Source organism: Pseudomonas bananamidigenes (assembly GCF_001679645.1).
GTDB classification, from domain to species: domain Bacteria; phylum Pseudomonadota; class Gammaproteobacteria; order Pseudomonadales; family Pseudomonadaceae; genus Aquipseudomonas; species Aquipseudomonas bananamidigenes.
The window spans coordinates 111,462-123,765 of the sequence record NZ_LRUN01000022.1 but is presented as its reverse complement, the minus strand read 5'-3'; the positions used below and the strand labels follow the sequence as shown (position 1 = coordinate 123,765).

Sequence of the window (12,304 nt, the reverse complement as noted above, 5' to 3'; positions counted from 1 at the left end):
CAGCCTGCGGGGGCTATAGCAGGAGCTGTGCCAACGGGGAGAGGGCCGGTTTAGAGGGGGAAGGGAGATTTGTTGAGCGGGTTTTTGCCGATGACCAGGAATGAATGAGCGGATTTCCGCCTATCTGATCGTTCCCACGCAGAGCGTGGGAACGATCACGTGGGAGCGATCAATCGGGTACGAACATTTCCCGGGTCAAACCATGCCGCTGCATCTTTTCATTGAAGGTGCGCCGGGGCAGTTGCAGTTCTTCCAGTACGGCTTTCACATCGCCCTTGTGCCGGGTCAAAGCAGCTCGCAAACACTGCGCCTCAAACGCCTCCTGCTGCGCCGCCAGCGACTGGCCCGGATCGATACCCTGCACCGGCTCATCCAGCCCCAGCACCTGCCGCTCGGCGACGTTCGCCAACTCGCGAACGTTGCCCGGCCAGTCGTGACTCAGCAGATGGCTCAATTGCGCACCACTGAGCGGCGGGAAGGTTCGGCCCAGGCGCTGGGCGGCATTCTGGGCGAACGCTTCGAACAACAACGGAATGTCTTCGCGACGATCCCGCAGCGGCGGCAGGTGCAGCTGCGCAACGTTCAGGCGATACGCCAGATCCTCGCGAAAGCGCCCGGCTCGGGCTTCGTCCAGCAGATCGGGTTTGGTGGCCGCCACGATGCGCAAGTCCACACGAATGCTCTGGTTCGACCCCAATCGTTCCAGCTTCTGCTCCTGCAACACCCGCAGCAGTTTCACTTGCTGGGCCAGCGGCATGCTTTCGATTTCATCGAGAAAGAGCGTGCCGCCATCGGCGTATTCCAGCTTGCCGATGCGTTTGCCGGAAGCCCCGGTGAAGGCGCCGCTCTCATGGCCGAACAACTCGGCTTCGAACAACTGCTCCGGGATCGCTGCGCAGTTGAGCGCCACGAAGGGTTTGTCGGCGCGGGGGCCGAAGTCGTGCAGGCAGCGGGCGACCAGCTCCTTGCCGCTGCCGGTTTCGCCACGGATCAGCACGTTGACCGGCAGCGTCGCCAGATCCAGCACCTGCCGGCGCAAGGTCTGCAAGCCACGGGACACACCGAGCAACGTTGCGTCGAGTTTCGCGCGGTTGTCGGCCTGCGTGTGCAGTGCGCGGTTCTCCAGTACCAGCCGGCGTTTGTCGAGCGCCCGGCGCAGACTGCCGAGCAGGGTCTCGGGGCTGAAGGGTTTTTCGAGAAAATCATAGGCGCCGTCGCGCATGGCTTCGACTGCCATCGGGACATCGCCATGGCCGGTAAGCAGGATCACCGGCAGGTCGGCATCGCGGCGCCGGACTTCGGCCAGCAGCTCAAGACCGCTGAGGCCGGGCATGCGCACGTCGCTGAGAATCACCCCGGCAAAGTGTTTCGGCAGCGCCGCCAGGCAATCCTCGGTGCGGCTGAACAGCTGCACTTCGAATCCGGACAGGCTCAGCCACTGCTCGACGGCGCTGCGGATGCTGCTTTCGTCATCGACCACCATCACCGCGTTGAGCATCAGATATGCGCCTCCAGATCGATCGGCAGGGTCAGGCTGAACACCGCGCCGTTGTCGCCATTCTCGGCGCTCAGGCGACCGCCGGATTCATGGACGATGGCGAAGGATACCGCCAGTCCCAGACCGAGGCCGTCGCCCACCGGTTTGGTAGTGAAGAAAGGATCGAACACCTGACTCAGATGCTCTTCGGCAATGCCGCCGCCATTGTCGATGACGCTCAGGCGCCACAACTGTTCATCGGCTTCCAGACGGATTTCCAGACGTTTGCAAGGCTTGCCCTGCATCGCATCGAGGGCGTTGCGCAGCAGGTTGATCAGCACTTGCTCAAGACGAATTGCATCGCCGCGCACCCAGGCCGGACGGGTCAGGTGCAGCACGAGGCTGACCTGTTCGTCGCGCATTCTGGCGTCCAGCAATTGCAGGGCCTGATCGACCACCGTCGCCAGGTCCAGCCGCTCGCGCAAACCGCTGGGGCTCTTGCGGGCGAAGGTTTTCAAGTGAGCGGTGAGGGCTGCCATACGCGTGAGCATCTCGTCCACCGGTTTGAGCGCCTTGCAGGCGTCATCGACGCGGCCATGATCGAGCAGCAGGCGCAGGGTCGCCAGTTGCATGCGCTGGGCGGTCAGCGGCTGATTGATTTCGTGGGCCAGCGCGGCGGACATCTGCCCGAGGGCCGCCAGTTTGGCTGATTGCACCAGACCATCCTGAGCAGTGCGCAAATCCCGGGTACGTTCCTCGACCAGTTGCTCAAGCTCTTCGCGGCTGCGCTGGCGCACTTTCGCCAGGCGCCAGCGTTGATTGAGGAACAACAACAGGAACACCAGCGCCAGCCACACCCCGGCGGCGGCGAGCCCGGCATTGCGCTGGTCTTCGAAGGACAGCTGCGGACGACGCAGCAGGTGCAGGGTCCAGCCTTCGGCCGTCAGCGGCAGGGATTCCCACAGATAATCTGCCGTGCCCTGCGGCCCCTCGACCCGACGCAGGTCGCTGTTGTCATCGAAGCGGCGCAGCGACAGATGAGTCAGCGGCACCAGCGATTGTTTGTCGTACTGGCGAGTGGTCTTGATCTCCCGGTAATCGGCCGGGGTCAGCGGGTGCAGCAGGCGATAGCGCCAGTCGGGCTGGTTGGCGATGAAGATGATGCCCCGGGCATCGCTGACCAGCAGCGTGTCGTTACCGTGGCTCCATTCGCGCTCCAGCTCCGGGAATTCCAGCTTGACCACCATCGCTCCGAGGAACTCGCCGTTGTCGCCGAGCACCGCGCTGGACAGGAAATAACCGGGAATCCCGCTGGTCACCCCGACCGCATAAAAGCGCCCGGTGCCCTGGGTGCGGGTCTGACTGAAGTACGGGCGAAAGCCGTAGTTGTGGCCAACGTAACTGCTGGGCAGACGCCAGTTGCTGGCGGCTACCGCAAGGCCGGTGTGATCGAGCAATTCAAGGGTGGAGGATTGTGCGGCGCCGTTGATTTTTTCCAGCTTCAGGTTCAGCGCCGCTTGCTGCTCGGCATCCACGGGAGCTGCCAGCGCCGCACGCAATTGCGGGTCCAGCGCCAGCACGGCGGGCAGGGCGCGATAGCGGTCGATCAGGGTGTGCAGCGAGTTGGCGTAAAGCGCCAGTTGCTGGTTGGCCCGGGCGGCGTCCTCCACCAGCGCCTGGCGTTCGGCGTGACGGATCGCAAGCGTTGCAGCGAGGGCGGCGCCGGCGAGGATCAGCAGGGTGTATAGCAACAGACGCAGGGTACGGGAAGTCGGCAGCATGCTGGGTCAGCGGTTGGCAGGTGGGGCGGGCACGATAGCATGCGCGGGCGGAGTCTCCCACGCATGCTCGATTCGGCGGTTCCGCCTTTTCGAAACCGTTTGTCATGGAATGCGATCCTGGACTCAATGACGATCGTATGCGCGTTTGCGATCGCGTGCCTGCTTCATCAGGTAGCGGCCATCAGAGGTTGCGTCCTGCCTCATCCAGAACACAGTTGTCCGTGTGCTTTCAATCATGCCGAGTACAGCGCTGGTCTGTTCTTGCAGGTCTCGGCGCACGATTCGTTGCGAGCCAGAAGTTACAATCTGCAGATTCAATTCGGCGAACGCCTTTTCAGCATCTGCCGAGCGTTTTCTGACCGCCGATTCCCAGCTGTCCAGCATTTTTTCGATCTTCAGCAGTTTGACCGGATCCAGTCCGGACTTGATGTCCTCGGCCTCCTGTACCCGCGAACCCATGCCCAGCGCCACGTTGACGCCTGGAACGGTTGATCCGACGACATTGTTCAGAAATATGCCGATGAACGTCTGCAGCCAGTCCGTTTCTTCAATTGATGGGTCGATACCGACTTCGCGATCAATGGTTTGCACAGTCATTTTCGACGTTTGCGGAATCAAGGGTCTGATCAGGTGTGCGCTCGGAACAAATTGACTGAAAAGCCCGCCCGCAATTTCGGCGCCGATGTTTCCTCCCACCAGGCCTTGCGAAAACGGGGGCCTGGTTTGAGACGTGAAGTTGGCCACATGTGGATCGTCCGGCAGGAGAAAGTCGAAGTTCTGGCTACCCAAATAGCCACCGACAAAGGCAACAGCCGCATTGATGGATTCGCCAATCAGATTCTTCAGCAGCGAGCGGCCGATGTTTTTCTGGTGAGCAATGGCATCCATGAGATCCATCGTGTTGGAGGCATAGTTGCCGAGTCCGGTAATGAACGCCGAGTAATCGAGAATGGCGCGCTCTTCCTTCTGTTTGCCTGCTTGATCCACATACCTGAGCGGATTATTTCCGACAAATCCATACAGGTTCAGACCGTCAACCTCTCTCGCCGGGTCGGCGCTCACCCAGCGACAAAACCACGGCGCGTAATACCGCGCCCCGTAGTAATAAAGCCCGGTGACATCCATTTCCTTGCCGCAATAGCGGGTGAACTTGTAGTCCGCTTCGATCTGCGAGCGGGCAGCCAGCGACGCGGTATTGCCGAAAGGGTAATAGCTTTCGCGGCTGATCACCTGCGCCCGTTGATCGAGCTGCGTGACGCTCGATCCCAAGTGGTCGGAATGGGAATAACACACCCGATCAGCATCGATGCCGGGCGGCTTGCCGGCGACCCAGTGCAGACACGTCACCTCGCCGACGCCGGTGGCGACAGTGATCCGGTGCAGTTCTTCACCGTTGCTTTTGGTGCGGATTTCCAGACTTCTCGCGTAATGCACTTCAGTCACATGGCTGACTGTGCTGGTATGGGTTTCATGGCGTTTGTATACCCTTTTGCCCTGACTGTAGTGATACAGCTCCTGGTCGGGCGGACCGCCGACGTGATCCACGAGGATCAGCGACTCCAGCTGATGGCGGCTGTTCCAGTGCAGCGGTTGACCGGGTTGCAAGGCCAGCAGATTACCGGCGCGGTCGAAAAGGGTGCTGAAGTCAGGCGCCGGGTCCCCCGGTTTCCAGCGCACGCCGCGATTGCTGGCAGGGTCGATGAACATCTCGCGGGTGTAGGTGTTGCCGTCGCGTACGTGGGTCAGTTTTTTCAGGTTGTTGCCGTCGTCGTATTCGAAAGACTCGACATAGTTGCGTCGGTCATCGGGATCGGTGGGTTGCGGCCGCCCGGGGTTATCTGCAGGCGGGGCGTCGCTATAACCGGTGGCGCGGACCAGGCGGTACATCGAGTCATAGCCAAATGTGCGTTCACCGTCGACCCGCTGGTTGTGGAAAAACGTCGCTGTGCGGGTGTGGTCGACAATGCGGACGGGGTTGCCCACCCGGTCGTATTCATACTGGAAATCCTGAATCGCCGGTTCCGAAGCCTTTTGCGCATATTGTCGAAGCAGACGTCCGTCGGTCTCGCGGTAATGCCAGTGGCTGGTCACGCCGTTGCCGAGTCGCTGTTCGGTGATCTGGCCCGCGGCGTTGTAATCCGCGCCGTTCAAAATGCCCAGAAAGTTTTGACCGCTGAGCTGTAGTCGCGCCCGGACAAGCTGTCCGGCGATGTCGTAGGACGATTGTTGTACATGGCCGCCGGCGTCGGTGGTTTGCAACAGCGCACCCATTGCGCTGAAGCGCTGACGACTGGTGCAGGCCTTGCCGTTCTTGAAGGTGCGGGTTTCTTCCAGCACCTGGCCGCTCATGGCGAAGCTGTTGAATTGCACCGCGCCGGACGGATCGCTCAGCGCCGTCATTTGCCCGCGCCGGTTGTGCGTCGGGTCGGCCGAGGCATTGTCGTAGCTGAAGCTTTCGAAGCCGGTTACCCCGTTTTCCGTGACGCTGCGCAGACGCCGTTGCGGGTCGTAGCTCATCTGCCGGTGGTTTCCGTTCGCGTCCCAATTCTGCAAAGGCTCGCTGTCGAGTGCTGGCAGGACCGTGTTTTCGCCACCGTCGACGTTGCGGGCCTTGACCGCCATGCCGTCCAGCCTGAATACCGTTGTTGTATTGGGCGTGGGCAGACGCGGGTCCCGCTGTGCAACCCGATGACCGGCTGCGTCATAGTGCAGTCGACTGATGAGCGCTCGCACGGCTTCCCCGGCCACCGTGCGCAGGTATTCGACTTGCCTGACGGTTTCGCCGCGGGGGCCGATTACCGACATTATCGGTGTGAGGGGGTGCACACTGGCGCTCATGATTTGGTTCGTTTTGCGGGTTTTGCAGGCGCCGGTCTTTTCGCAGGCCTGGCCAGTGGCGGTTCTTCCGTGTCGTTGTAGTCATAACTGAGCTTGAACCATGGATGCAGAATGTCGAACGCCAGATGGCCGAGGGCATTGATCGTCCGGATCTGCCGACCCGGGGCGTCGTAGAACATCCGGTCGTGATAGCCGTGCTCGCGCATCGTGCTGTCATTGATGCAGCGAGGAGTGTTGAGGAAATAGGGCCGGTAAACCCGGATGGTTTCGCCCTTGTGGTTGTATTCAACACGACTCTGCACCCGCCAGCGCTGAAGGGCTGGCAGTTCAATCGGCCTGCCATCGGCGCCGGTCGCGAGGCCGTCCTCGGGCGTGGCGACAAAGGCATCGCCCGGCGGGACGAGTTGTTTGCTTTGCAACTCGCGACCAAAGCCGTCCACGTAGCGGATGGTCATCTGAATCTGTTGCAGCGGATCGGTGTGGTAGCGGTCGGCGACCAGGTTGAGACTGTGTACCGGTTGCCTGAGGGCTGAATGGATGAGATCGAGCAGTTTCTGTTCACTGGCCGTGGTTTTTTTCCGGTTCAGCCAGCGCAGCGCGCAGGCGCGGATGTGGCCGTCGGGCAGGATCAGGCCATCGGCGATCCATTGCTTTCTTTCGCGCAGCACCGCGTTGCGCGGGAGTAACGGCATCCAGCTGAACAGCTCGGTGCGCACCGCGCTGGCAGCGGATGCCAGTACGGTTTTCGGATGGGCCAGGGCGTATTCGACGCTCAGGTCAGGCTGCGGCGGGTAAGCGGACAAGGGTTCGAAACCGGCTGGCAGTCCCTCTTCGGTGCCATGAAAACTGTGGGCAATCGGCTGGCCGCCCGGTTCGTACAACACTTCCTGAATGTTCTCGTTGGGGTCCGTGATGCTTTGCGGCAGCAGGGTGTGCGTGTCGTGGTTCACGGACGTCACGCAGCCGTCCGGCAGGGTGATGGCAATGCTCAGCAGATGGTCTGCGTCCCAGGTGATGTGTGTCACGCCATGGCTGGCGGTCTGCTGCACGTCGGTGACATGGTAAAAACCGCTGGCATCGGCATAGGTGAAAAAGCCGCTTTTTGCCGACCACAGGTTTTTCCGCTGATCTTCATCCGTGTCCGGCGGAAAAAACAGGTTCATGGGTTCGTAACCGATTTTTGTCAGCTCGTCCCGGATGACGATCGGCACATCGTCGTACGCCGCCAGGGCTTTCCTGTCGAACACGGCCTGCTCGGTCGGCCCTTGTCGTGGCGGATAGAGGATATGGCCGTCGTCCTCCAGATACGTGTGCTGCGTGAGCGAGGTCAGTTCCCGGGCGGCTGTCCACTCGGCGCTGTCCTTGTACCGGTCGAAGTTTTCGAAACTGATGTCTTTTACTTGCAGCCCGCCCGGCAATGCCCCCTTGGGCAATATCAGCGCGTTGCCGCGCTGACGCCAGGGCAGGCCGAGCAGCCAGTGGCCGTCAGTGGTCAGGTGAGTGAAAGCGGCAAGGGTTTCGGTCAGATAAAAGGACTGCTGCTGCTCATCGTGGCTGTCCTCCCAGGCTCGCCGTTGATCCTCTCGATCAAAGGGCGATTTGTCCGTTTCGGTGCGGCGACGAGCACAGTAGACCGTGAAACCATGAGACAAATGACCGTACGCGTCCCACGCCAGATTGACGCTGTGCTGACAGTTCGGGTCGTCCATGAAGCGTTCGTATTGATGGCTGCGCTTTTCCTGTTCGAGCACCAGCAGACTGGACGGACTGTCGTTCACCACGCGCACCCGATAGCGAAATTCGCTCAGGGAAAACAGGCGTGCCGGGGCGGGATCATCCGCCTGACAGACCTCGGTGCGCAGCAGGCGACCGGCCAGGGCATAAGCCATTTCACGATCGTCATCGGTGTCGCGGCGTCTGTTTATGCGGTCCTTGCGGTGCCTGGCGTCAAACGTTGAAATGACGGTAGGCCCCAGTGGCGCGACTTCATCGTCGAGTTCGCAGATGTCTTTCAAGTCCGGATCGATGCGAGTGCCGGTGTGAAACCAGTGCGTCGTGCGCATCGGCGCCGTATGGCCGCTTTCCGCCTGGCCCGGTTCCAGTTCACTGTCGGTCTGGCAAATCTTGCCGAAACCGCGAAACTCACGTTCGAAACGGTCGTAGTAACCCCCGAAATATTCGTGGAACTGCATCAGGCAGTTGCCGGTGATTTCATCGTCCTGACGCAACCCGTGAAGCACCATCTGAGGAAAGGGCAGAAGGCAGACCGGACGCCGGCGTGCCATCAGTTCAAGACGTTTCTCGTCCAGCCAGAACTGCGCACTGCTGCGATGTTTCAGCGTGGCGCCGTAGCCCATGTTGTTGTTGCAGCCGGTGAGCAGGTAGGGCCGTTCACTGACGAAGTGATACACCCAATGCTGCGGCGTCATGTGGGGTCTGATGAACAGCAGGCTGGCGCAGCCAATACCCTGCAGGTCGGCAAAGGTCACCTGACAGAGGTTGTCGTAGTGAATACCGTCAGGCCAGGCAACGATGAGCGGGTCTTGCTCAAAAGTATTGCCCCCGTGATTCCAGTAGATCTCGAAGTGATCGGAACACAGACGGATCAACGCCGGTGCACCGGAACCGTCGAGATCGGCAAAGCGAATCCGGTCGGCATCGAAGCCCGGGTATTCGAAGGGAAAGTCGCTGATTGCAACCGCCTTGCCGAATCTGCCATGGCCCAGATTGGCCCAGGTTTCGATCCGGTCGTGACGAACCCGGCACAGACCCGGGAGGTCACTGGCGTGCAGGTTGCCGAACATCACCAGTTCGGTGCGGGCGTCGCTGAACAGCGGCAGTCGGTCCGGAGTGTGCGGTACATCCTTGCCGGGCGCGAAGCCTTTTTCCCGCACATTGGCGTACACCCGGACGCTGTTCGGGCCGATCAGGGCCATGGAGTCCAGACCGTCGCCGCTCAGATCGCCCAGTTGCGCCAGTTGATGGAAAAACTCCACAGGGAACTGGCTGAACGGTTTGAACAACGACCAGGTGCCGTCCGGATCGAGCGTGTAATAACCGCTGCCGCCGGGCCGGGCGACGACCCAGTCGAGGCGGCCGTCACCCGTGAGGTCGGCGAGGATCTGCACCACCGCTTTGTTGCTGTCGGCGTTCGGAATCAGCGGCAGCAGTGTCCAGGGCCCGTAAACGATTTCGTCCGTGCCGGGCTCGCCGCGCAAGGGTTCGCGATAGTACCAGGCGCCGTCGTACTGGCAGAGAAATCCCGGCACGCCTTCGCCGTAAAGATCGACGCAATGGTAGGGCTGGCCGTCGTTGAGGCCGGGCATGTGGTCGAGTTGCAGGAAGGGTTTGGGGAGGGTATCGAGTGTCAGCGCTTCATAAAAATATTCCAGCGGCGGCAGGTGTTTGACGCGACCTGTAGCGTCATAACTCATGTAATGCGCGGCTTTCAGGTGGTTGTACCGGTGCGCTGTGGGTTCGTGCTCCAGCAACAGGCGATTGACCAGCACCGGAGCAGAGCTGATGGCATTGAACAGCAGGAATTGTCGGCACAGGCGCCGGGTGCCGACTTCAAAGCCGTAACGATGATTGCGAAACGGGTCGGAACGCACCGTCCAGTCATCCTCATTGGCGGCATACGGTGGAACATCGTCATATCCGGCGACGCGTTCGCCGTAGTCAACGATCAGTCGGAACAGCCAGTCGAGTAATTCAGGTTGCGCGATATCAAGGCAACACAGATCAGCGCTGGCGGTCTTGTTGCAATAACAGACCTGCCGCAGGTAGCGCTGGGCACTGTAGTCAAAACGGGCGTCAGTGACTTTGTCGTCCGCCTTGTACTGATAAAAGATGTTTTCGCCCACAGGGTTCCTGACTTCCACCAGCAACCACACTGCGACAAGGGTCGGGTCCGCCGGATCATGGATGCAGGCATCCAGGGTGTAGCCATAGCAATACAGAGTGCCGTCTGCTCCAGACACCATCCAGAACGGGTGACCGCCACCGGTGGGGGTCCAGAGCTCGTAACGGGTGAAAGTCGTTTCCAGGCGCGGAATGTAGCGCACCACGGAATAGGTTTTGGCGCTCTCGCCTTTACTGTGCGTACGCGTCGCGGTCTTGATCATGCCGCGCGTCGTCAGTTCGGGCCGCAGTTCGACGCCGTCAGCCAGCATGGCGTCCGTTGGCAGGTTGTGCGGCACGCCTTTGCTGGTCTTGCGCGAGATGGCAGAGGTCGGCAGATCCCAGCCGAGGCCGCACTTGCCGTTGCCCCCGTTGCCGTCATAAACCAGTTGCAGCTCGGGAACCAGCGTCCGGCCGGAGGCGGTCAGTGTTGGCAGCGACAAGGCGTAAGAGCGCTGCCCGGTCGCACCGATCTCACCCCAACTGCGCCCATTCGTTGCAATGGACGCTGTCTTTGCAATCGAGGGAGGCGTGACGAGCGCATCTGCATCAAGGGCCATGGCAACTCAACCTGAAGATGTCGAGTCGTCACGCTAGCAGAGCGGTGGTGGGGCAGGCACCTGTCAGATCTGACAGGTGCCGACTGACGGCAGGCGAAAAAAAACGGGCGGTCATCGCTGACCGCCCGGTTTTCTACAGACCGCTGAAGCGCTTACTGCACTTCCACCGCCAGGCTTTCGCTGATCTTCTGTTGCCAGATCGCAGGGCCGGTGATGTGCACCGATTCACCTTTGCTGTCCACCGCGACGGTGACCGGCATGTCCTTGACCTCGAACTCGTAGATCGCTTCCATGCCCAACTCGGCGAACGCCAGCACCTTGGACTTCTTGATCGCCTGCGCCACCAGATAAGCGGCACCGCCGACGGCCATCAGGTACACGGCCTTGCTGTCCTTGATCGCGTCGATGGCGGCCGGGCCGCGCTCGGACTTGCCGATCATGCCCAAAAGGCCGGTCTGCTCGAGGATCTGACGGGTGAACTTGTCCATCCGCGTGGCAGTGGTCGGGCCAGCCGGGCCAACCACTTCGTCGCCGACCGGATCGACCGGGCCGACGTAGTAGATGAAGCGACCTTTCAGGTCCACCGGCAGGGTCTCGCCCTTGTTCAGCATCTCGACCATGCGCTTGTGCGCGGCGTCGCGACCGGTGAGCATCTTGCCGTTGAGCAGCACGGTTTCGCCCGGCTTCCAGCTCTGCACGTCTTCCGGGGTCAGGGTGTCGAGGTTGACGCGACGGGCCGACGGGCCGGCTTCCCAGACGATTTCCGGGTAGGCGTCCAGCGGCGGCGCTTCCAGCGAGGCCGGGCCGGAACCGTCGAGCACGAAGTGGGCGTGACGGGTAGCGGCGCAGTTCGGGATCATGCACACCGGCAGGGAGGCGGCGTGGGTCGGGTAATCCATGATCTTCACGTCGAGCACGGTGGTCAGGCCACCGAGGCCCTGGGCGCCGATGCCCAACTGGTTGACCTTCTCGAACAGCTCCAGACGCATTTCTTCGATGCGGTTCTGCGGGCCACGGGCTTTCAGCTCGTGAATGTCGATGGATTCCATCAACACTTCCTTGGCCATCACCGCGGCTTTCTCGGCGGTGCCGCCGATGCCGATACCCAGCATGCCCGGCGGGCACCAGCCGGCGCCCATGGTCGGCACGGTCTTCAGGACCCAGTCGACGATCGAGTCGGACGGGTTGAGCATGGCCATTTTCGACTTGTTCTCGGAGCCGCCGCCCTTGGCCGCCACGTCCACTTCCACGGTGTTCCCCGGGACGATGGAGTAGTGGATGACCGCCGGGGTGTTGTCCTTGGTGTTCTTACGCGCACCGGCCGGGTCGGCCAGGATGGAGGCGCGCAGGACGTTTTCCGGCAGGTTGTAGGCGCGGCGCACGCCTTCGTTGATCATGTCGTCCAGGCTCATGGTCGCGCCATCCCAACGCACGTCCATGCCCACACGCACGAACACGGTCACGATGCCGGTGTCCTGGCAGATCGGCCGATGGCCGGTGGCGCACATGCGCGAGTTGATCAGGATCTGCGCCATCGAGTCACGGGCCGCTGGCGATTCTTCGCGCAGGTAGGCTTCGTGCATCGCCTGGATGAAGTCCACGGGGTGATAGTAGGAAATGAACTGCAGGGCGTCGGCAACGCTCTGAATCAGGTCGTCTTGCTTGATCACGGTCATGAGTCGCGCTCCTCTAAAAGACGGGAACATTTAATAGGGCAGCTTCGAGTTCCGGGCTTCGAGCGGCAAGAC

Annotated in this window: 5 protein-coding genes; all 5 read right to left on the bottom strand. The window is 61.4% G+C overall.

Features of this window, described 5'->3' with window-relative positions; translation table 11 throughout:
* Nucleotides 1-169: 169 nt before the first annotated feature.
* The 5 genes from BBF94_RS08390 to BBF94_RS08370 all read right to left on the bottom strand — a co-directional run bounded on the left by BBF94_RS08390 (nt 170) and on the right by BBF94_RS08370 (nt 12,232).
* Nucleotides 170-1,498: a sigma-54-dependent transcriptional regulator gene (locus BBF94_RS08390; RefSeq protein WP_065258573.1), complete on the bottom strand. Its 1,329-nt coding sequence runs from the start codon at nt 1,496-1,498 to the stop codon at nt 170-172.
* Nucleotides 1,498-3,258, bottom strand: coding sequence for a sensor histidine kinase (locus BBF94_RS08385; protein ID WP_065258572.1), 1,761 nt, complete (start codon nt 3,256-3,258; stop codon nt 1,498-1,500). Before BBF94_RS08385 ends, BBF94_RS08390 begins: the two co-directional genes overlap by 1 nt.
* A gap of 123 nt (nt 3,259-3,381) precedes the next feature.
* Nucleotides 3,382-6,096 (bottom strand): RHS repeat domain-containing protein, encoded by a 2,715-nt coding sequence (locus BBF94_RS08380; protein WP_065258571.1) that lies wholly within the window; start codon nt 6,094-6,096, stop codon nt 3,382-3,384.
* A complete protein-coding gene (locus tag BBF94_RS08375; RefSeq protein WP_065258570.1) occupies nt 6,093-10,556 on the bottom strand; it encodes a SpvB/TcaC N-terminal domain-containing protein in 4,464 nt (1,487 codons plus the stop codon). The genes BBF94_RS08380 and BBF94_RS08375 overlap by 4 nt, the downstream gene beginning before the upstream one ends.
* 152 nt (nt 10,557-10,708) lie before the next feature.
* Nucleotides 10,709-12,232 (bottom strand): fumarate hydratase, encoded by a 1,524-nt coding sequence (locus tag BBF94_RS08370; protein WP_065258569.1) that lies wholly within the window; start codon nt 12,230-12,232, stop codon nt 10,709-10,711.
* Nucleotides 12,233-12,304 lie beyond the last annotated feature (72 nt).

Bases quoted from the DNA above. Each gene is read 5' to 3' on its own strand.
- BBF94_RS08380 (WP_065258571.1), bottom strand. From the start codon at position 6,096: ATGAGCGCCAGTGTGCACCCCCTCACACCGATAATGTCGGTAATCGGC.
- BBF94_RS08390 (WP_065258573.1), bottom strand. From the start codon at position 1,498: ATGCTCAACGCGGTGATGGTGGTCGATGACGAAAGCAGCATCCGCAGC.
- BBF94_RS08385 (WP_065258572.1), bottom strand. From the start codon at position 3,258: ATGCTGCCGACTTCCCGTACCCTGCGTCTGTTGCTATACACCCTGCTG.
- BBF94_RS08375 (WP_065258570.1), bottom strand. From the start codon at position 10,556: ATGGCCCTTGATGCAGATGCGCTCGTCACGCCTCCCTCGATTGCAAAG.
- BBF94_RS08370 (WP_065258569.1), bottom strand. From the start codon at position 12,232: ATGACCGTGATCAAGCAAGACGACCTGATTCAGAGCGTTGCCGACGCC.